Raw genomic sequence first — 21,010 nt, 5'->3', positions numbered from 1 at the left:
AGGGGCAGATGGTTACTGATGGGTAGACCCGGGGGGAACGTCATTCTCCCTCCGTCGCGGTGGCCCCTGCGGTCCCGAGAGGGCGATGCGGTCGGCAAGCGCGGACACCTCAGTGAGCAGGGTGCTCGGAGGCCCACCCAGATTCAGGCCGTGGGCGGTGACAGTAATACCGGCACGGCGGATCACGTGGTCCGTCGCCGGCGCCCGCGAGACGGTGGCCTCATGGCTGGTCGTCGCGTAGACGAGATGACCGGACGGAAGGCCCAGGGCAGTGCAGTAGGACAGCAGTTGATAGAGGTGCTCGGTGGGAGGCGCGGGTTCGTGGCGGACGGCGTACTTGGCGTCGACGACGGAGAGCGTGCGGCCGGACCGGTAGAGCACCAGGTCGGGGCGGAGCCGCACATGGCCGGCCAGGTCGAGGCGATGGTGCTGTTCCTGCGCTGCGCACCGCACCCCGTGGCGGGCGAGGGCGTCACCCAGAGTCGAGGTGAGAAACCGTTCGAAGACGGTCGGCATGTCGAGCACGAAGCCGTCGGCGGTGACGGGTTCGCCGCCCTCGAGCCGCACGGAGCGGCCCGACAGCAGCAGTTCGGCGAGCCTGAGAGCCGGCACATAGCGGGAATTCAGCCGGTTCGGTGTCCATCCGGGCAGGGGCTCGCCCGGGCGCGGCGGCTGCACGGCGTCGAGGTGGTGGGCGAGGTGCCGCAGGGCGACGTCGGTGTGTCGGGGTAGGCCCGGCAGTCTGGCGGCGAGATGCAGTGCCGCGAGGAGAATCCGGTTCTCGGCGATGTCCGGGGTGTGGTCGTCGTAGCGGATGGAGACCGGTAGGGGCATCCCGAAGCGGCGCAGCTGGCCCGCTGTGCGGATCTGGCCCCGGACCAAGGGCGCTTCCTCCTCCACTGTGCGGTAGCCGTGCAGCACTCCGGCCTCCAGGGTGCGGCGGGCGATCCGGACGAGCAGTTCTGCGACGGCGGGCAGCAGGTCCTCTGACTCGGCCCCCGTGACGGCCTCGCGGAGCCAGGGGTCGGAGGGGGAGTGACAGAGCAGAAAGAGCAGGTTGCCCACGGGGAGTTTGGGGCGCAGCAGCAGCTGGACGGCGCCCCCGGACGGGGTACGCAGTCTTACCAGGCCGGCCTTCTGGTTGCCGCTCACCCGCCAACGGCCGCCGACAGCCGGACTCAACCGCACCAGCCCCGGCACGGTGAGCAGTGCGGCGATCTGGTCACCGGTCAGCTCGCGCACCGTGCCGGGGCCCGCTTCGGGCACGGCGAGGTGCAGCAAGTCGGTGCCGGGCGTCATCGCTCCTCCAGCGCGGCGCGCAGGGCGGGCAGACCGTACTCCTCCTCGACCTCGATACCGGTGCCGTAGAGCTGGTCCTCGAGCAGGGGCAGGATCTGGGTGCGCCAGACGAGGTCGAGCCCCTCCGGCCGGACCACGGCCGGCTTCATCAGATAGGACGGCCCGATGGCCCGGTCGGCATCACCCAGCCGGGCGTTGAGCGCGTCCAGCAGCCGGGCGGGGGTGTCCGGCAGGGCGCGGGCCTGTAGCCAGCGTGCCAGGAGCCCGGCGATCGGAGGCCTGTCGGGCGAGAGGCGTCGGAAGGCGAAGCGTCGGCGCATCGCCGCGTCGACCAGCGCGATCGACCGGTCGGCGGTGTTCATCGTGCCGATGACGAGCAGATTGCCGGGCAAGTGGAAGGGGTCGTGCGGGCTGTACTGGGTCGTGACCGGTTCCTCGCGGTACTCCAGCAGGAAATACAGCTCGCCGAAGACCTTCGCCGCATTGGCGCGGTTGATCTCGTCGATGATCAGCACATACGGATTTGCCGGGTCCTTCCTGGCCCGTTCGGCCAGCAGCTTCAGCGGACCCGGCTGCACCTCGAAAACCACCGAGCCGTTCTCGCCCTTGAGCGGGCGGAAGCCCTCGAAGAAGTCCTCGTAGGTGTACGAGGGGTGGAACTGCACGAGCTCCACCCGGTCGGGGCCGGCCAGGTGCCGGGCCAGAGCTCGTGCCAGGTAGGTCTTTCCAGTGCCGGGCGGCCCATGGAAGATCAACTGACGCTGTTCTTGGAGCTGCTCGGCGGTCTCCTTCAGCCATTCCTGCGGCATCAGTAGCTGCGAGGCCAACTCCGCCGTTATCGGTGGCAGTTCAAGCGGTTTGGTGACGTCGGCCTCCAGCAGAGGCTCGGCGACGACGTCCTCCAGACCGGCGCGTTCGGCGAGTTCGGCCGTCACACTGCTGATGTCGTACACCGTGGGCGGTCGCGTCAGCCGTGCCTGTACTGCCTCCGGGAGTTCCGCTCGGGGCAGAGGTCGCCCGGCAGTGGCCCACTGGACGGGGCGGCGGCGGGCGTTGTGCGGGCTCTCCGAGGCGTCGTACCACGCCGCCCCCTGGACGGTGCCCACGTGCACCTCTTCCGGGGTGACCGTGACCACGAGGTCACCGGGCTGCATGACGGTCAGGAAGACATGCAACTGGTACACGGCCTGCCCACGGGCCTGGACCGTGGCGTCCGGCGTGGATTCCGCGACCAAGCGCTGAATCTCGGGCTTGCCGACGCCGGCGGGGATCTCAGGTACCTCCAGCCAGGACACCGAGCAGTAGCCCTGTTCGAGCCAGGTGGGGATCAGATTGTGCCCGTCCACGTTGTATCCACGCACCAGCCACCCGCGCTGCCCGTGCTCGACGGGGCCGCGCCGCCAACGGCCCACCCACGGCTCCTCGTAGAGGTCGACCGGTCCTCCGGCCTGCTCCTGAAGGGCCCTGCTGAGAGTGAGCAGATCCCGGTCGTCGTCGCCGGTGCGCTCGCGGAGTTCGTCCCCGAACGCCTTCAGGATCGACTGTTTGTGAAAGACGCTGGCGATGGGCTGGAAGTCGTCCGGGAAGAGCAGGTGCAGCAGTACGTGGATCTGCGCCCGCCCCTTCTTGTGCCCGGCGGCCTCCTGCACGGCGAAGCACTCGGCTCGGAACCGCCAAGGGTCGTGAAGGACTGATGCGCGCTCGGCAGGCGGCATTCCGGCGAGCCGCTCCACCAGCAGCACCAGAATCTGGAACTGTGCCCACCGGTAGTTCAGGAACCCCTGGCCGCCGTGAATGAAGCCCCTGAGAGCCGGCGCCAGGTCTGTCGGGATCGTGATGGGCCGTCCGGCCCAGGACAGCACCTCGCTGAGGATCTCCCGCTTCTTGGGTATTCCGATCTGCTCGGGCACCAGCGGCGCCATGTTCACGAAAAGCAGCTCGGCCGCGAGCGCGATCGTCTCGTCCGGCGCGGCGTCCAGCTGGCGGCGCAGCTTGACGACGAACGTGTCCGCGGATTCGTCCGGGCGGTCAACGAAGCGGGCGCGCAGGTCGGCGGCCGTCTGTTCGGTCCACGCCCGCAGTTCCCGCGCGAAGGCGGACTGTCCGCTGAGCAACCCGTCCCGGAAGACGCGCTGTACGGCGGCCACCACCCTTGCGCCGTCGGACTGTTCTGCCACCGACACCACCCCCAGTGCTCGAAGTGTTCACCCTAGAAGGGGCTGCAGCACGACGTCACTTGTGGTGTCGGGTCGGTCCGTTTCGGGGAGAGCGGGCTGATGGGAGCTGCGGTCGGGAAGCCGACGAGGATCGGGGCCTCAGCACTCGATGATGTTCACGGCGAGGCCGCCGCGGGCCGTCTCCTTGTACTTGACGCTCATGTCGGCCCCGGTGTCCTTCATGGTCTTGATGACCTTGTCGAGGGAGACCTTGTGGGAGCCGTCGCCGCGCATGGCCATCCTGGCCGCCGTGACCGCCTTCACCGCGGCCATGCCGTTGCGCTCGATGCACGGGATCTGGACCAGGCCGCCGACCGGGTCGCAGGTCAGGCCCAGGTTGTGCTCCATGCCGATCTCGGCCGCGTTCTCGACCTGTTCCGGCGAGCCGCCCAGGACCTCCGCCAGCGCGCCCGCCGCCATGGAGCAGGCCGAGCCGACCTCGCCCTGGCAGCCGACCTCGGCGCCGGAGATGGAGGCGTTCTCCTTGAAGAGCATGCCGATGGCGCCGGCGGCGAGCAGGAAGCGGACCACGCCGTCCTCGTCCGCGCCGGGTACGAAGTTGATGTAGTAGTGCAGGACGGCGGGGATGATGCCGGCCGCGCCGTTCGTCGGGGCGGTGACCACGCGGCCGCCCGCCGCGTTCTCCTCGTTCACCGCCATCGCGTAGAGCGTGATCCACTCCATCGCGTGCGCCAACGCATCGCCCTCGGCGCGCAGTTGACGCGCCGACATCGACGCCCGGCGCCGGACCCGCAGGCCACCGGGCAGGATGCCCTCCCTGGACATGCCGCGGGACACGCACGCCTGCATGACCCGCCAGATCTCCAGCAGCCCGGCCCGTATCTCCTCCTCGGTGCGCCAGGCCTTCTCGTTCTCCAGCATCAGCGCGGAGATCGACAGCCCGGTCTCCTCGGTCAGCCGCAGCAACTCGTCGCCGGTGCGGAAGGGGTACTTCAGCACGGTGTCGTCGAGCCTGATGCGGTCCGCGCCCACCGCGTCCTCGTCGACGACGAAGCCGCCGCCCACCGAGTAGTACGTCTTCGACAGCAGCTCGGTGCCGGAGGCGTCGAACGCCCACACCGTCATGCCGTTCGCGTGGTACGGGAGCGCCTTGCGGCGGTGCAGCACGAGATCGTCGTCGAAGGAGAAGCGGATCTCGTGCTCGCCGAGCAGCTTCAGCAGCCCCGCGGCCCTGATCGACTCCACACGCTCGTCCGCCGTCTCCACGTCCACCGTCCGCGGCGAGGCGCCCTCCAGGCCGAGGAGCACCGCCTTGGGCGTGCCGTGCCCGTGCCCGGTCGCGCCGAGCGAGCCGTACAGCTCGCAGCGCACCGAGGCGACCGAGGGCAGCAGGCCCTCGTTGCGCAGACGGCGGGCGAACATGCGCGCCGCCCGCATCGGGCCGACCGTGTGGGAGCTGGACGGGCCGATGCCGATCGAGAACAGGTCGAAGACCGAGATGGCCACGGGAACTCCTCAGTGCGGGGGTGATGGGGCACCCGGCTCGCGGGTGCCCCACCGGGGACTTACTTGTTCAGGCCGGGGTACAGCGGGTGCTTGTCGGCCAGGGCCTCGACCCGGGCCTTCAGGGCCGCCGCGTCGTACGACGGCTTCAGCGCCTCGGCGATCACGTCGGCGACCTCGGCGAAGTCCTCCGCCGTGAAGCCGCGGGTCGCCAGCGCCGGCGTACCGATCCGCAGCCCCGACGTCACCATCGGCGGGCGCGGGTCGTTGGGGACCGCGTTGCGGTTGACCGTGATGCCGATGGCGTGCAGCCGGTCCTCGGCCTGCTGCCCGTCCAGCTCGGACTCGCGCAGGTCGACCAGGAGCAGGTGCACGTCCGTGCCGCCGGACAGGACGTTCACCCCGGCCTCGCGGGCGTCGGCGGCCGTCAGGCGCTCGGCGAGGATGCGGGCACCGTCCACGGTACGCCGCTGGCGCTCCTTGAACTCCTCGCCAGCGGCGACCTTGAAGGACACCGCCTTCGCCGCGATCACGTGCTCCAGCGGACCGCCCTGGAAACCGGGGAAGACCGAGGAGTTCAGCTTCTTCGCGAAGTCGGTGCCGCGCGCGAGGATGATGCCGCCGCGCGGGCCGCCGAGCGTCTTGTGCGTGGTGGAGGTGACGACGTCCGCGTACGGCACCGGGTTGGGGTGCAGCCCCGCCGCGACCAGGCCCGCGAAGTGCGCCATGTCGACCCACAGGTACGCCTCGACCTCGTCGGCGATCCGGCGGAACTCGGCGAAGTCCAGCTGCCGCGGGTACGCCGACCAGCCCGCGATGATCACCTTCGGGCGGTGCTCCTTGGCCAGCCGCTCCACCTCGTCCATGTCGACCAGGCCGGCGTCGTCGACGTGGTACGCGACCACGTCGAACTGCTTGCCGGAGAAGTTCAGCCGCATCCCGTGGGTGAGGTGCCCGCCGTGGGCCAGGTCCAGACCCAGGATGGTGTCGCCGGGCTGGGCCAGCGCGAACAGGGCCGCCTGGTTGGCGGAGGCACCGGAGTGCGGCTGGACGTTGGCGTACGCGGCGCCGAACAGCTCCTTCAGCCGGTCGATGGCGATCTGCTCGGCGACGTCGACGTGCTCGCAGCCGCCGTAGTAGCGCCGGCCGGGGTAGCCCTCGGCGTACTTGTTGGTCAGGACCGAGCCCTGGGCCTCCATGACCGCCAGCGGAGCGAAGTTCTCCGAGGCGATCATCTCGAGGGTGGACTGCTGGCGCCCGAGTTCGGCGTCGACCGCGGCCGCGATCTCCGGGTCGAGCTCGTGCAGGGACGTGTTCAGGACAGACATGCGTCTACGGCTCCTCAGCCGGCGTTCTGGGCGGTGTACTCGTCGGCGGAGAGCAGGTCGGACGGCTCCTCGGTGACCCGCACCTTGAACAGCCAGCCGCCCTCGAAGGGGGCCGAGTTGACCAGGGACGGGTCGTTCACCACGTCCTCGTTGATCTCGGTGACCTCACCGGTGACGGGGGAGTACAGGTCGCTGACCGACTTGGTCGACTCCAGCTCGCCGCAGGTCTCGCCCGCGGTCACGGCGGAGCCCACCTCGGGAAGCTGGGCGTAGACGACGTCGCCGAGGGCGTTGGCCGCGAACTCGGTGATGCCGACCGTCGAGACGCCGTCCTCGGCGGCCGACAGCCACTCGTGCTCCTTGCTGTAGCGCAGCTGCTGGGGGTTGCTCATGGCCTGAATTCTCCTGTACGCGCGGGAGTGCTGGTGAATGGGGGACTGCTGGAAACGCGAGTGAGCAGGGCGGATGTGCTCGGCGTCACGTCCGTGCGGGAAGCCGCCCGCTCCAGTGTCTACTTCTGCCGCTTGTAGAAGGGCAGGGCCACGACCTCGTACGGTTCGTGGCTGCCCCGGATGTCCACGCCGACCCCGGGCGTGCCCGGCGCCGCGTGCGCCGCGTCGACGTACGCCATCGCGATCGGCTTGCCCAGCGTGGGGGAGGGGGCGCCGGAGGTGACCTCGCCGATCACCTCGCCGCCGGCGACGACCGGGTATCCGGCCCGCGGCACCCGGCGGCCCTCGGCGACCAGGCCCACCAGGACGCGCGGCGGGTTCTCCCGCGACCGCGCGGCGGCCGCCTCCAGGGCCTCGCGGCCCACGAAGTCGCCCTCCTTGTCGAACTTCACCACCCGGCCGAGGCCGGCGTCGAAGGGCGTCAGCGCCGTGCTCAGCTCGTGCCCGTACAGCGGCATGCCCGCCTCCAGGCGCAGCGTGTCCCGGCAGGACAGCCCGCAGGGGACGAGCCCGGCGCCCTCGCCGGCCTTGGTCAGCGCCTGCCACAGCTCGACGGCGTGTTCCGGCCGCACGAAGAGCTCGAAGCCGTCCTCGCCGGTGTAGCCGGTGCGCGCGATGAGCGCGGGGACACCGGCGACCGTGCCGGGCAGGCCGGCGTAGTACTTCAGGCCGTCGAGGTCGGCGTCGGTGAGGGAGGCGAGGATGCCGGGCGACTCCGGCCCCTGCACGGCGAGCAGCGCGTAGGCGTCCCGGTCGTCGCGCACCTCGGCGTCGAAGCCGGCGGCCCGCTCGGTGAGGGCGTCCAGGACCACCTGGGCGTTGGAGGCGTTGGCGACGACCATGTACTCGGTCTCGGCGAGCCGGTAGACGATCAGGTCGTCCAGGATGCCGCCGTCGGCCCGGCAGATCATGGTGTAGCGGGCGCGGCCCACGCCGACCGAGGCGATGTTGCCCACCAGGGCGTGGTTCAGCAGGGCGGCCGCCTCGGGGCCGGTCACGGTGATCTCACCCATGTGGGAGAGGTCGAAGAGGCCCGCCTTCGTCCGCACGGCGAGGTGCTCGTCGCGCTCGGAGCCGTAGCGCAGCGGCATGTCCCAGCCGGCGAAGTCGGTCATCGTCGCGCCCAGCGAGCGATGCAGTGCATCGAGCGCGGTACGGCGGATTTCGGTACTGCTCATCGGACGGTCGTCTCCCAGGGCGTTGAACATGACGACGAGGTCATGACGGGCGAGGTCGTTCCTCCCCATCTGTCATCGGAACCTGAGAGGTTCGCCATGACCGCGGAGGGCATGGCTTGCACCGTGGGTGGGACCGCCGAGGACGGCGGCCCGCTTTTCAGATGTGCCTCGCCCGCGCGGTAACGGGGCCTGAGAGATTCAAGGGAGGGACTTGCTCCTTCGGCGCCCCAGCGACGCGAGCGTGCTGCCGGGGACTCTCCCGCGCGGATTCAAACGGCCGGTATGCAGTTGGCGCGCACATCATTGCACGCCCCGCCCGGCCCGTGGCAGGCCGCATCTGTAACAGGCCTGTGGCGGGAAAAGAACCGAACCGCGAGACATCCTGCATTACCTTCCCTTTACAAACAGTGGGGAGAAGCTTTCCTGACCCCGCAGGAAGGACGATCACGGTGAACAGGACCACGGTGTACGCCACGACTTCGGCGGTCGCGCTGCCCGAGCAGTCCGCGGCCCCGGCCCGAGAGCGGTGCGGCCGGGGCCCGGCGCCGGTCGTCCGCGACCTCCGTGACCGCTCGGGCCGCAGCCCGCACGCGCTGCTCTTCGGCCCCCGTGACGTCGTCGTGGTCACCGGCCTGCCCGGCAGTGGCAAGTCCACGCTGATGAGGCGCGCGGTGCGGGGCATACGCGTCGACTCCCAGGACACCCGGGACCGCTGGGAGGCCCGTGCCCCCCGCCTCCTGCCGTACGCGCTCTACCGCCCCCTGGTCCGCCTCGCCCACTTCGCCGGCCTGCGCCGCGCCCTGCGCCGCGGCGAGGGCGTCGTCGTGCACGACTGCGGCACCCAGGCCTGGGTCCGCGACTGGCTGGCCCGCGAGGCCCGCCGCCGGGACGGCGCCCTGCACCTGCTGCTCCTGGACGTCACCCCGCGCACCGCGCTGGAGGGCCAGCGCGAGCGCGGCCGGGGCGTCTCCCGCTACGCCTTCCTGCGCCACCGCACCGCGGCCGCCCGCCTCATCCGCTCCGTCGAACGCGGCGACCTGCCCACCGGTGTCACCTCGGCCCACCTCCTGGACCGCCCCGCGGCGGACACCCTCACCAGAATCACCTTCACCACCTGACCCGGTGTCACCGGCAGCCCGTGCGCGGGGAGGGGGCGGTGTCGGTGGTACCCGCTAGCCTTGCCAGCCTCAGCAGTGGTTCTCAGCAGGCGGTCGTAGACAGATGGACTTCCCAGCGGATCTCCCCGCGGACTTTCCCACGCAGGCACACCCCCATCCGCACGGCGGTTGGCCCGGCAACGAGCTGGAGGAGGTGCTGTCGGCCTCCCTCGGCGTCCCCTCCGCCGGTGGCCGGATCATCGAGGTCCTGGGCCGCAGTTACCTGTGGATCCCGCTGCCCAACGGCGGCGGCCCGGACAGCGGCCCCGTCGACCTGCCCACGGTGGAGATCGAGGGCCAGGCCTATGTCCCGGTCTTCAGCTCCGAGGAACAGTTCCGGCAGGTCGTCGGCAGCCACATGGCGTACACCATCGCCCCGGCCGTCGACTTCGCCCGCGGCCTGCCCCCGCAGGTGGGCCTCGTCGTCAACCCCGACGGCGTGGTCGGCATCCCCCTGCCGCCCGCCGGGGTCGCCGAGCTGTGCCGCGTGGGCCGCACCCCCCTCGACGGCCCGGCCTCCGGCGGCCGGGTCAAGCTCTACGAACCGGACTGGCAGGACGACCCGATCGACTTCCTGGCCGCGGCCTCGGCGGAGTTCGCGGAGACCGGCGTGGTCGTCACGGCCCGCCGCTGCCTCGCGGCCGTGGAGACGGCCGACCCGGTGATGTTCGTCGGCGTGGAACTCTCCCAGCGGGAAGGCGACCTCAGGGCCCTGCCGCTGCAGGCCCTGGAGAGAGCCGTGACCCGGATCCCCACCCAGTGGCCGGTGAACCTGGTCCTCCTCGACGTCACCGACGACCCGGTGGCGGTGTGGATGAGGGACCACGTGCGGCCTTTCTACATCAGGGACCACCTCTAGACGCCGGGCGGCGACGCCGTACGCACCACAGGTTCCGAGCCACCGGGCGCTTAAGCTGTCACTCAATGCGGGGCAACTTCTCGAAGGGGCGGTACGACAGGTGAGCGCGAGCCTCAGCGGCAGCGTCGAGCACATGCTGCGCCAGGTGACGCCCGGGCGCTACGACGCCTACGAGGCACTCCTCCGCGCCCTCGCGACGTCCGGCTCGGGTCAGATCTGGATGCTCCTGTGGCACGGCCAGGCCGGTTCGCCGGACGCCCAGTACGGAAACATGGAGGTCGACGGCTACGGCTACGCCCCCTGCGTCACCTCGGCCCAGGAACTGAGCGCCAGCGGCTGGAACCGGTCGTACGAGGTGGTGGACGGCTACGACGTGGCCCGCACCCTCTACCCCGACCACTTCGGCCTCTGGCTCAACCCGCACGCCCCCGGCGGCGGCGTCGGCATCCCCTGGCTGGATCTGCGCCGTATCGCCACCGGCCTGGAGCGCCAGCCGGCCGGCCCGCTGCGGCTGTCGGAGCCGGCCGTCGAGATCCCGCAGTTCTACGCCCTCCTCACGCAGAACGCCCACCGCACCCCCGCCGTACGCTCCCTGCGCCGCGCGTGGGTGCAGCCGGCGCTCGGCGCGCCGTACCTCGCCATCGGCCTGGACGTGTACGACACCAGCCCCGGTGCCGTCGACTCCGTCCGCGCGATGATGCAGCAGTCCGTGGGCGCCGTACCCGACGGGCTGCCGGTGTCGACCGTGGCGATGTCCGACGACCACGACCCGGTCGCGCTGTGGATGCGTGCGAGCGCCCGCCCCTTCTACGACCGCGAGGCACACGCCCCGGCGGCCGCCCCCGCCCAGGCGCCCGTGGCGGGCTACGGCTACCCGCCGGTGCGGGGTGGGTACTGAGCGTCCGCTCCGGGCGACACGTACTGAGACGCGCGCCTTTGGTTCAGACCGGAGGAGACGTTCTTCGCGCGTAGATACCGCCGACTGATCCGGTTGTAAACTAAATGTCCGAAAAAATTCCCGTCCGGCCCCCGTTACCCACTGTCCGGATAACGGAACCCATCAGCCCGCATCACGTTTGCGCATCCATTCACCGCCAAGTCTGGCAACAGATCGCCAAAGCGTTGAAGACTCCCGCTCCAGGGGACTTCGTCCCCGTGTACTACGGCTGATCACGCCGCCACAGCGGCAAGTGCGGGCCGGCCACCGCCGGTTGAATCGAAGAGGGGTCCCTGCCAGATGACGGCACCATTGCACGAGCCGACTGCGGAAGCGGCCCCGAGCGCGGCCGAGGAAGCAGCGGTTGCCACAGCCGGCGCCAAGGCCGTTCAGGGCCGTTCCCTGGGCCGGATCGCCTGGGAGCGCCTCAAGCGGGACAAGCTCGCCCTGTCGGGCGGCGTCGTCGTGCTCCTCCTCATCCTGGTCGCGCTGTTCGCCCCCCTGATCGCCCACGCCTACGGTCAGGACCCCGACGCCTACCACGAGAGCCTGATCGACCCCCTGTTCAGCACCCCCAAGGGATCTCTGGGCGGTGTCAGCGGGGAGCACTGGCTCGGTGTCGAGCCGGTCAACGGCCGCGACATCTTCGCCCGCGTCCTCTACGGCGCCCGGATCTCGCTCCTCGTCGGCTTCCTGTCCGCGATCGTCGCCGTCGTCCTCGGCACGATCCTGGGCATCCTGGCCGGCTTCTTCGGCGGCTGGGTCGACTCGGTCATCAGCCGTGTCATGGACGGCCTGCTGGCCTTCCCGCAGCTGCTGTTCATCATCGCGCTGGTCTCCGTCATGCCCAACGACATGCTGGGGCTGACCGGGTCCAACGTCCGTGTGTTCGTGATGATCCTGGTCATCGGCTTCTTCGGCTGGCCCTACATCGGGCGAGTGGTGCGCGGCCAGACCCTCTCGATGCGTGAGCGGGAGTACGTCGAGGCGGCACGGTCCCTGGGAGCCGGGCGGTTCTACATCCTGTTCAAGGAACTGCTGCCCAACCTCGTCGCGCCGATCATCGTCTACACGACGATGATGATCCCGACCAACATCCTCACCGAGGCGGCACTCAGCTTCCTGGGTGTGGGCGTCAAGCCGCCCACGTCCTCGTGGGGACAGATGCTGTCGACCGCGATCGACTACTACGACTCGGACCCCATGTACATGATCGTCCCGGGCGTAGCGATCTTCATCACCGTTCTGGCCTTCAACCTGTTCGGTGACGGCGTGCGGGACGCGCTGGACCCGAAGGGCTCCCGTTGACCGCCCCACCGCAAGCGTCCCGTGGCACCAGCACGGGGTCTCTCATCAAATCCGGAGGATCCGAGATCGTGACTACCCAACGCACCTCAGGGCGGCGCAAGCAGGCGTTGGCCGCTGCTGCCGCGGTCGCCGGGCTGCTGACCTTGGCAGCGTGCGGCGGCGGCAACGACAAGGGGGGCTCGTCGTCCGGCGCGGCCGGCTTCGACGCCGCGAACAACAAGGTCGCCCAGGCCGATCAGGTCAAGAAGGGCGGCACCCTGAAGTACGTCAGCACCCAGGACGCCGACTTCTGGGACACCACGCGTGGCTACTACGGCTTCATGTGGGACTTCGCTCGCTACTACAGCCGTCAGCTGCTCACCTACAAGACGGCGCCGGGCGCCGAGGGTGCCAAGCTCACCCCGGACCTCGCCACCGACATGGGCCAGGTCTCGTCCGACGGCAAGACCTACACCTTCCACCTGCGTGACGGCGTCACGTGGGAGGACGGCAAGGCCATCACCTCGCAGGACATCAAGTACGGCATCGAGCGCGTCTGGGCGCAGGACGTGCTGTCCGGCGGCCCGATCTACCTGCAGCAGATGCTGGACCCGAACAACACCTACAAGGGTCCCTACAAGGACACCTCGAAGGACAAGCTCGGCCTGAAGGCGATCTCCACGCCCGACGCGAAGACGATCGTCTTCCACCTGCCCAAGGCGAACTCGGACTTCCCCGAGGTCCTCGCCATGGTCACGGCGTCCCCGATCCGCCAGGACAAGGACACCAAGGCCAAGTACACGCTGCACCCCTTCTCCTCCGGCCCGTACAAGTTCCAGTCGTACAGCCCGGGCAAGGGTCTCGTGCTGGTCCGCAACACCAACTGGAAGGCGTCCTCGGACCCGGTCCGCAAGGCGTACCCGGACAAGATCACGCTGGACATCTCGTCCAACCAGAACGACTCCGACCAGCGTCTGATCAACGGCGACTACGACATCGACGCCAGCCAGACGGGCCTCGGCCCGCAGGCCCGCCAGATCGCCCTGAAGCAGCACAAGGGCAACCTGGACAACCCGGTCTCCGGCTTCATCCGCTACGCGGTCTTCCCGCAGACGGTCAAGCCGTTCGACAACATCCACTGCCGCAAGGCCGTGATCTACGCCGCCGACCACGTGTCGCTGCAGACCGCGCGTGGTGGCCCGGTCGCCGGTGGCCTCATCGGCACCAACATGCTCCCGCCGTCGGTCGCGGGCTCCGAGGGCCAGAAGTACGACCCGTACGGCATCTCCGGCGCCAACAAGAACGGCAACGCCGACCTGGCCAAGAAGGAGCTGAAGGCCTGCGGCAAGCCGACCGGCTTCAGCACCACCATCGCCGTCCGCAACAACAAGGCGCAGGAGGTGGCCACGGCCACGTCCCTGCAGGCCGCGCTGAAGAAGGTCGGCATCAACGCCGACATCTACCAGTACGACGGTTCGCAGAGCTCCGGCATCATCGGCGCCCCGGCGAACGTGGCGAAGAAGAAGCTCGGCATCATCATCATGGGCTGGGGTCCTGACTTCCCGACCGTCCAGGGCTACGGCATCCCGCTGTGGAGCAGCCACTACATCCTGCAGAGCGGTAACAACAACTTCGCCATGATCAAGGACAAGACGATCGACGGCCTGTTCGACCAGTACATCGGTACGCAGGACGAGGCGAAGAAGACCCAGATCGCCACGGACATCAACCACAAGGTGAGCGAGGGCGCGTACTACCTGCCCTTCACCTTCGAGCGGCTGCTGAACTTCCGCTCCTCGCGGATCGGCAACCTCTACACGTCGAACGCCTTCAGCGGCTACTACGACTTCGTCAACATCGGTCTGAAGTCCACGAAGTAAACCCGGCACACCCGCCGAACGGCACGAAAGGCAGGTGAAGGCCGGCGCGGCGGGACCGTGAGCCACCGGATGTCCCCCACAGCCCAAAAGGCGTGGGTGGTACCCCATCCGGTGGCCCGCGGTCCCGCGGCGGGCCGTTAGCTGTGCTCGCTTACCTCATCAGGCGGCTCTTCGCCGCCGCAGTGATGCTGGTGGTCATCATCCTGGTGGTCTTCTGCATCTTCTTCCTCGTCCCCAAGTGGGCGGGCGTGGACATCGCCTCAAGTTTCGTGGGCAAGCAGGCCGACCCGGCGTCGGTGGCAGCGGTGCGCGAGAAGCTGGGACTGAGCGACCCGATCTTCGTTCAGGTCTGGCACTTCTTCAAGGGCATCTTCGTCGGCCGCACCTACTCGGGCGGCGGCGACATCACCCACTGCGCCGCGCCCTGCTTCGGCTACTCCTTCCGTACCGAGCAGGACGTCTGGCCCGTGCTCACCGACCGCTTCCCGGTGACCCTGGGTCTGGCGCTCGGTGCGGCCGTGCTGTGGCTGGTCTTCGGTGTCGCGGCCGGTGTGCTCTCCGCGCTCAAGCGGGGCACCCTGTGGGACCGCGGCGCGATGGTCATCGCGCTCGGCGGTGTGTCCCTGCCGATCTACTTCACCGGTCTGCTGTCGCTGGCGATCTTCAGCTACGGCCTCGGCTGGATCGACGGCAAGTACGTGCCCCTCACCGAAAGCTTCACCGGCTGGCTGGGCGGCATGATCCTGCCGTGGGTCACCCTCGCGTTCCTGTACGCGGCGATGTACGCCCGGATCACCCGCGCCACCATGCTGGAGGTCCTCGGCGAGGACTACATCCGCACGGCGCGCGCGAAGGGCCTCAAGGAGCAGGTCGTCATCAGCAAGCACGCCATGCGCTCCACGATGACGCCCATCCTCACCATGCTCGGCATGGACCTCGGCGCCCTCATCGGCGGCGCGATCCTGACCGAGACGACGTTCAGCCTGCCCGGCCTCGGCCAGGCGGTGCTCAACGCCATCAAGACCCAGGACCTGCCCATCATCCTGGGCGTCACCCTGATCACTTCTCTCGCGGTGCTGATCGCCAACCTCGTGGTGGACGTCCTGTACGCCGTGATCGACCCCCGAGTGAGGCTCGCATGACGGAACTGAGCAAGAGCGGAGCGGCCGTGGGCGAGCCCACGAGCACCTCGCCCGCCCCGACGTCCTTCCTGGAAGTGCGCGACCTGAAGGTGCACTTCCCGACCGACGACGGCCTGGTGAAGTCCGTCGACGGGCTCTCCTTCAAGCTGGAGAAGGGCAAGACCCTCGGCATCGTGGGCGAGTCCGGTTCCGGCAAGTCGGTGACCTCGCTCGGCATCATGGGCCTGCACACCGCCGGCCAGTACGGCAAGCGCAAGGCGCAGATCTCGGGCGAGATCTGGCTGGACGGCACCGAGCTGCTGTCCGCCGACCCGGACGAGGTGCGCAAGCTGCGCGGCCGCGAGATGTCCATGATCTTCCAGGACCCGCTGTCGGCCCTGCACCCGTACTACACGATCGGCCAGCAGATCGTGGAGGCGTACCGCATCCACCACAACGTCGACAAGAAGGCCGCGAAGAGGCGCGCGGTCGAGATGCTCGACCGGGTGGGCATTCCGCAGCCGGACAAGCGGGTGGACAACTACCCGCACGAGTTCTCCGGCGGTATGCGCCAGCGCGCGATGATCGCGATGTCGCTGGTGAACAACCCCGAGCTGCTCATCGCGGACGAGCCGACGACCGCCCTGGACGTGACCGTCCAGGCGCAGATCCTGGACCTGATCCGGGACCTGCAGAAGGAGTTCGGCTCCGCGGTCATCATCATCACCCACGACCTGGGCGTCGTCGCCGAGCTCGCCGACGACATCCTGGTGATGTACGGCGGCCGCTGCGTGGAGCGGGGCCCGGCGGAGAAGGTGTTCTACGAGCCCCGCCACCCCTACACCTGGGGCCTGCTCGGCTCGATGCCGCGTCTGGACCGTGAGCAGCAGGAGCGGCTGATCCCGGTCAAGGGCTCCCCGCCGTCGCTGATCAACATCCCGTCCGGCTGCGCCTTCAACCCGCGCTGCCCCTACGCGGACATCCCGAAGGACAACGTCACCCGCACGGTGCGCCCCGAGCTGACCGAGGTCGGCAGCCAGCACTGGGCCGCCTGCCATCTGACGCAGGAGCAGCGGGAGCGTATCTGGACCGAAGAGATTGCGCCGAAGCTGTGAGCGAGGACAAAGCTGTGACCACTCCCGCGAAGAGCGAGGGCGCGGCGGCCGTCAAGGACGGGGTCGCGCCGGGCGAGACCCTGCTGAAGGTGACCGGGCTCCAGAAGCACTTCCCGATCAAGAAGGGCCTGCTGCAGCGGCAGGTCGGCGCCGTGCGCGCGGTCGACGGCATCGACTTCGAGGTCCGCTCCGGCGAGACCCTCGGCGTCGTGGGCGAGTCGGGCTGCGGCAAGTCGACGATGGGCAGGCTGATCACCCGGCTGCTCGAACCGACCGCCGGCTCCATCGAGTTCGAGGGCAAGGACATCACGCACCTCGGCGTGGGCGGTATGCGCCCGATGCGCCGTGACGTGCAGATGATCTTCCAGGACCCGTACTCCTCGCTGAACCCGCGCCACACCATCGGCACGATCGTCGGGGCCCCCTTCCGGCTCCAGGGCGTCGAGCCGGAGGGCGGGATCAAGAAGGAGGTGCAGCGGCTGCTGTCGGTGGTCGGCCTCAGCCCCGAGCACTACAACCGCTACCCGCACGAGTTCTCCGGCGGTCAGCGCCAGCGCATCGGCATCGCCCGCGCGCTCGCCCTGAAGCCGAAGCTGGTCGTGGCGGACGAGCCGGTCTCCGCGCTGGACGTGTCGATCCAGGCGCAGGTCGTGAACCTCATGGACGACCTCCAGCAGGAACTCGGCCTGACGTACGTGATCATCGCGCACGACCTCTCGGTCGTCCGGCACGTCTCGGACCGGATCGCGGTGATGTACCTGGGCAAGATCGTCGAGCTGGCGGACCGGGACTCGCTGTACCGGGCGCCGATGCACCCGTACACCAAGGCCCTGATGTCGGCGGTGCCGATCCCGGACCCGCGGCGCAGGAGCGCCAAGAGCGAGCGCATCCTGCTCAAGGGCGACGTGCCCTCGCCGATCGCCCCGCCGAGCGGCTGCCGCTTCCACACCCGGTGCTGGAAGGCGACGGAGATCTGCCGGACCACCGAGCCGAAGCTCGTCGAGCTCAAGCCCGGCCAGCAGGTCGCCTGCCACCACCCGGAGAACTTCGAGGACCAGGCCCCGCAGGACACCGTCCTGCTGACCGCGGCCAAGGAGGCGGCCGAACTGGTCTCCGACGAGGTCCTCGCGGAGTCGGCGGAGACGTCGGCGGCAGTGGCGGCGGAGGTCGCGGACCAGAGCGAGCAGACCGAGCCCGCGGAGTCCGCCGAGGCTGCCGAGCCCGCGAAGGCCACCGAGTCCGGTGCCGACGCGGCCGAGAGCCAGGAGTCAACCGACAAGTAACGCATGACAAGTTGGCAAAGTCATGCACATGTTCGAACGGGAGAGTTCAGAGTCGTCCGTGTCCGACTTATCGGCACACGCTCGAAAGGGACGGCTCATGAAACTCTCCCGTTCGGCACGTTTAGGGGCCCTCGCTACCGCGGCGGCCTCTTTCCTTGTCGTCGCCGCGTCCTCCGCCCCCACTCCGGGCGCCCCCGGCATCGGCGACACCTACTTCCCGCTGCTCGGCAACGGCGGCTTCGACGCCCGGCACTACGCCCTCGACGTGGCGTACAACCCAGGCACCGACCGCCTCGACGGCCGTACGACCCTCACCGCCCGCGCCACCCGGGCCCTCTCGTCCTTCGACCTCGACCTGCAGAAACTGGAGGTCACCCGGGTCGAAGTGAACGGCAGACGCGCCGACTTCACGCGCGACGGCGACGAACTGCACATCGCGCCCAAGGGAGTTCTGCGCAAGGGCCGCGACTTCCGGGTCGCCGTCACCTACGGCGGTGTCCCCGAGGCCCTGAACAGCCCCATCGTCTTCGGCTCCGACTACGGCTGGATGAAGACCCCCGACGGAGTCTTCGTCGCCTGCGAACCCAACGCCGCCTCCACCTGGTTCCCCTCCAGCGACCACCCCGCCGACAAGGCCACCTACGACATACGCATCAAGGCCCCCAAGGGCCTGACCGGCGTCTCCAACGGCCGGCTGGTCTCGACGTACGACAAGGGCGACTCCACGTACACGCACTGGCGCGAGAGCAGGCCCATGGCGACCTACCTCGCGACGGCGACGATCGGGAAGTTCGACGTGAGGACGGGCCGCACACCGTCCGGCATCCCGATCTACGTCGCCATCGACCCGGTGCTGGCGAACAGCAACAACGTCGACGTGTACGCCGTCACGGCCGCCGCCACCGACTACTGGTCGCAGGTCTTCGGGCCCTACCCCTTCGAGGAGACCGGCGCGATCGTCGACGACATGCCTGAGGCCGGGTTCTCCCTGGAGGTGCAGAGCAAGCCCGCGTACTCGGCCGTGCGCAACGAGACGACCATCGTGCACGAGCTGGCCCACCAGTGGTTCGGCGACTCGGTGTCGGTGGAGCGCTGGAAGGACATCTGGCTCAACGAGGGCTTCGCCACCTACGCCCAGTGGCTGTGGGCCGACCACCAGGGCACCCGCAGCGCCCACGACTCCTTCCTGGCCGCCTACAACGCCCGTCCCGCCGACAACCCGTTCTGGCAGATCACCGTCGCCGACCCGCAGCGCGACACGATGTTCGCCTCCGCGGTCTACCAGCGCGGCGCGATGACCCTGCAGGCGCTGCGCGAGCGCATCGGCGACAAGGCGTTCTTCCAGCTGCTGCCCACCTGGACGCGCAGCCACCGCTACGGCAACGCGAACACCGCCGAGTTCATCCGCCTCGCCGAGCGGATCTCCGGCCAGAAGCTCGGGGACCTGTTCCAGAAGTGGCTCTACACGACGGGCAAGCCGGCCCTGTGAAAACCCCTGCGTAAGAATGTGGGGTGCTTCAGCAACTGTTCAGCCCCTCCGTCCAGCACACGCTCGATCTCATCGGCATCTTCGTGTTCGCCATCTCCGGCGCGCTGCTGGCCGTCCGCAAGAACTTCGACGTCTTCGGCATCGCCGTCCTCGCCGAGGTCACCGCGCTGGGCGGAGGGCTGTTCCGGGACCTGGTGATCGGCGCCGTACCGCCGGCCGCCTTCACCGATCTCGGCTACTTCCTCACCCCGCTGCTCGCCGCGCTCCTGGTCGTCTTCCTGCACCCGCAGGTGGAGCGCATCCAGTTCGCGGTGAACGTCTTCGACGCGGCCGGCCTCGGCCTGTTCTGCGTCGCTGGCACGACGAAGGCGTACGAGTACGGACTGAACCTCACCTCGTCGGCCACCCTCGGCCTCGCCACCGCCGTCGGCGGCGGTGTGCTGCGCGACGTCCTCGCCAACGAGGTGCCGTCCCTGCTGCGCTGGGACCGCGACCTCTACGCGGTCCCGGCGATCGTCGGCGCCACCATGGTCGTCCTGTGCATCCGCTACGACGCCCTCACCCCGTTCACCAGCGGCCTCGCGGTCGTCACCGCCTTCGTCCTGCGCCTGCTCGCGATGCGGTACCACTGGCGAGCGCCGCGTGCGTGGAACCGCCGCTCGACGGTACGAGAGGAGTAGTGCCGCGGGCCCGGTGCTGGCCCATCTGCACCGACAGCCAGCGGAACGCCGGGACCACCTGCGGCCGCCACAGCGCCATGTTGTGGCCGCCCGCGCTCCTCGGGATGAAGATCACGTGGACCGTCGTCGGGGCCTTCGCGGTCTGTTCGAGGGCGACTCCCGCCTCGTAGCCGTCGCGCGGCTGGCCGGAGATGTACAGCGCGATACGCGGCGGCGTGAGCGCCTTCTTCAGCAGCAGATAGGGGTTGTTCGCCGCCCGGATCCGCAGGTTCTGCGCTGCGAGCGAGTTGCGTTCGCCGATCGGGTCGTTGTAGCCGGACATGCTGACCGCGGCCATGTAGCGGTCCGGGTGGGCGACGGCCAGCTTCACCGCGCAGTGCGCGCCCGCCGAGTACCCGGCGACCGCCCAGCCCCTGGGGGCGGGCTGCGCCCGGAAGTTGTCCATGACCATCTTCGGCACGTCGATGCTCAGCCAGCTGTCGGCGTTGACGGTGCCGGGGATGTTGGCGCAGCCCGTGTCGACGCCGGCCAGCAGGTTGGTGCGCGGGGCGACCAGGATGAACGGCGAGACCTCGCCGTTGCGCATCAGCGGGGCCAGTTGCGCGGTCGCGTGCAGCGAGCCGAACCAGGCCTTCGCGGAGCCGGGGTAGCCGGGCAGCAGCTCGACGACGGGGAACTTGTGGTGGGCGTACTTCGGCTCGCCGTACTGGGGCGGCAGCCAGACGTAGACCTCGGCGTTGACGCCGGAGACGCGGCCCTTGAGCTGGGTCTCGCGCACTCCGCGCATGCCCGGGCCGGTGGCCGCGGTGAAGTTCTGCCGCACCTTGGGCAACCGTTTCAGCGCTATGCCGCCGGTGCCGTCGGCGCCGAGGTTGGCGGCCTGCTGCACGTGGTTTCCGGTGCCGAGGAGGTCGGCCCAGTTGTCGTACAGGCTGTTGGCGTTGTTGACGAGGACGAAGACCAGCGCGACCGCGGTTCCCTGGGCGAACAGCACCATGAACATCCGGGCCACCGCGCGCAGGGCTTTGGGCCCGCGCACCCGCGACCACAGGACGAGCGGCAGTATCAGGGCGACCGCGAACAGCACGATCAGGGTGTAGAGGAACGGAGTCCCGGTGAGGCTCATGTCCCCATAGAGGGCCGGGAAGGGCCCCGGGTTGAGGACGAGTACGGACACTTACCAAGAAATTGCCGGTATCTCACCCAGGGGACGGCGTCCGGCCCCGTGTCACACCGTCGTCACATTCAAAGCTACCGCTTAGTAA

At 69.3% G+C, this 21,010-nt stretch carries 17 protein-coding genes and 2 riboswitches; of the genes, 10 read left to right on the top strand and 7 right to left on the bottom strand.

Translation table 11 applies throughout. From position 1 onward, the window contains the following. Positions 1-12: 12 nt before the first annotated feature. The 6 genes from ACQF4J_RS15830 to gcvT form a co-directional block, all read right to left on the bottom strand. Positions 13-1,299, bottom strand: coding sequence for an McrC family protein (locus ACQF4J_RS15830; RefSeq protein ID WP_351802930.1), 1,287 nt, complete (start codon positions 1,297-1,299; stop codon positions 13-15). After that, entirely contained in the window at positions 1,296-3,476 is a 2,181-nt protein-coding gene (locus tag ACQF4J_RS15825) for an AAA family ATPase (RefSeq protein WP_351576200.1), read from the bottom strand. The genes ACQF4J_RS15830 and ACQF4J_RS15825 overlap by 4 nt, the downstream gene beginning before the upstream one ends. Positions 3,477-3,614: 138 nt before the next feature. Continuing rightward, a complete protein-coding gene (locus tag ACQF4J_RS15820) occupies positions 3,615-4,982 on the bottom strand; it encodes an L-serine ammonia-lyase (protein WP_351576197.1) in 1,368 nt (455 codons plus the stop codon). A 59-nt stretch (positions 4,983-5,041) separates the two neighbouring features. Next, complete coding sequence (glyA, locus tag ACQF4J_RS15815; RefSeq protein WP_351576194.1) at positions 5,042-6,307, bottom strand: serine hydroxymethyltransferase; 1,266 nt, start codon at positions 6,305-6,307, stop codon at positions 5,042-5,044. Positions 6,308-6,321: 14 nt separating this feature from the next. After that, a complete protein-coding gene (gene gcvH / locus ACQF4J_RS15810) occupies positions 6,322-6,699 on the bottom strand; it encodes a glycine cleavage system protein GcvH (protein ID WP_108015535.1) in 378 nt (125 codons plus the stop codon). A 119-nt stretch (positions 6,700-6,818) separates the two neighbouring features. After that, complete coding sequence (gene gcvT / locus ACQF4J_RS15805) at positions 6,819-7,937, bottom strand: glycine cleavage system aminomethyltransferase GcvT (RefSeq protein ID WP_351576191.1); 1,119 nt, start codon at positions 7,935-7,937, stop codon at positions 6,819-6,821. Positions 7,938-7,996: 59 nt separating this feature from the next. Further along, positions 7,997-8,104, bottom strand: a riboswitch (glycine riboswitch). Continuing rightward, a riboswitch (glycine riboswitch) is annotated at positions 8,105-8,209 on the bottom strand. A 177-nt stretch (positions 8,210-8,386) separates the two neighbouring features. Here gcvT and ACQF4J_RS15800 point away from each other — a divergent pair. From ACQF4J_RS15800 to ACQF4J_RS15755, 10 genes are all read left to right on the top strand, one after another. Further along, the gene (locus ACQF4J_RS15800; RefSeq protein ID WP_351576188.1) at positions 8,387-9,055 is read left to right on the top strand and encodes an AAA family ATPase; all 669 of its coding nucleotides are present in this window, start codon (positions 8,387-8,389) and stop codon (positions 9,053-9,055) included. 103 nt (positions 9,056-9,158) lie between these two features. Next, positions 9,159-9,953, top strand: a complete 795-nt coding sequence (locus ACQF4J_RS15795; RefSeq protein WP_351576185.1) for an enhanced serine sensitivity protein SseB — start codon at positions 9,159-9,161, stop codon at positions 9,951-9,953. 133 nt (positions 9,954-10,086) lie between these two features. Continuing rightward, complete coding sequence (locus tag ACQF4J_RS15790) at positions 10,087-10,851, top strand: enhanced serine sensitivity protein SseB C-terminal domain-containing protein (protein ID WP_427168585.1); 765 nt, start codon at positions 10,087-10,089, stop codon at positions 10,849-10,851. Between the two features lie 339 nt (positions 10,852-11,190). Beyond that, the gene (locus ACQF4J_RS15785) at positions 11,191-12,198 is read left to right on the top strand and encodes an ABC transporter permease (protein WP_351576179.1); all 1,008 of its coding nucleotides are present in this window, start codon (positions 11,191-11,193) and stop codon (positions 12,196-12,198) included. 68 nt (positions 12,199-12,266) lie between these two features. Further along, the gene (locus ACQF4J_RS15780) at positions 12,267-14,057 is read left to right on the top strand and encodes an ABC transporter substrate-binding protein (RefSeq protein WP_351576176.1); all 1,791 of its coding nucleotides are present in this window, start codon (positions 12,267-12,269) and stop codon (positions 14,055-14,057) included. Positions 14,058-14,200: 143 nt separating this feature from the next. Continuing rightward, complete coding sequence (locus tag ACQF4J_RS15775; RefSeq protein ID WP_351576173.1) at positions 14,201-15,199, top strand: ABC transporter permease; 999 nt, start codon at positions 14,201-14,203, stop codon at positions 15,197-15,199. Then, on the top strand, positions 15,196-16,293 hold the full coding sequence (locus ACQF4J_RS15770) for an ABC transporter ATP-binding protein (RefSeq protein WP_351576170.1): 1,098 nt from the start codon (positions 15,196-15,198) through the stop codon (positions 16,291-16,293). The genes ACQF4J_RS15775 and ACQF4J_RS15770 overlap by 4 nt, the downstream gene beginning before the upstream one ends. Before the next feature lie 14 nt (positions 16,294-16,307). Then, complete coding sequence (locus ACQF4J_RS15765; RefSeq protein ID WP_351576167.1) at positions 16,308-17,576, top strand: ABC transporter ATP-binding protein; 1,269 nt, start codon at positions 16,308-16,310, stop codon at positions 17,574-17,576. 97 nt (positions 17,577-17,673) lie between these two features. Further along, positions 17,674-19,065 carry a M1 family metallopeptidase gene (locus ACQF4J_RS15760; RefSeq protein WP_351576164.1) on the top strand — a complete coding sequence of 464 codons (1,392 nt, stop codon included), beginning with the start codon at positions 17,674-17,676 and terminating at the stop codon, positions 19,063-19,065. A 23-nt stretch (positions 19,066-19,088) separates the two neighbouring features. Then, positions 19,089-19,745, top strand: coding sequence for a trimeric intracellular cation channel family protein (locus ACQF4J_RS15755; RefSeq protein WP_351576161.1), 657 nt, complete (start codon positions 19,089-19,091; stop codon positions 19,743-19,745). Here ACQF4J_RS15755 and ACQF4J_RS15750 read toward each other — a convergent pair. Next, positions 19,654-20,871, bottom strand: a complete 1,218-nt coding sequence (locus tag ACQF4J_RS15750) for an alpha/beta hydrolase (protein WP_351576158.1) — start codon at positions 20,869-20,871, stop codon at positions 19,654-19,656. The two genes, ACQF4J_RS15755 and ACQF4J_RS15750, sit on opposite strands and share 92 nt — an antisense overlap. Positions 20,872-21,010: the final 139 nt, after the last annotated feature.

This window comes from Streptomyces sp. C1-1 (genome assembly GCF_050214755.1).
In the GTDB taxonomy this organism is placed as follows: domain Bacteria; phylum Actinomycetota; class Actinomycetes; order Streptomycetales; family Streptomycetaceae; genus Streptomyces.
The sequence above is the reverse complement of the archived record's forward strand: the minus strand, read 5'-3'. Positions and strand labels throughout refer to the sequence as shown.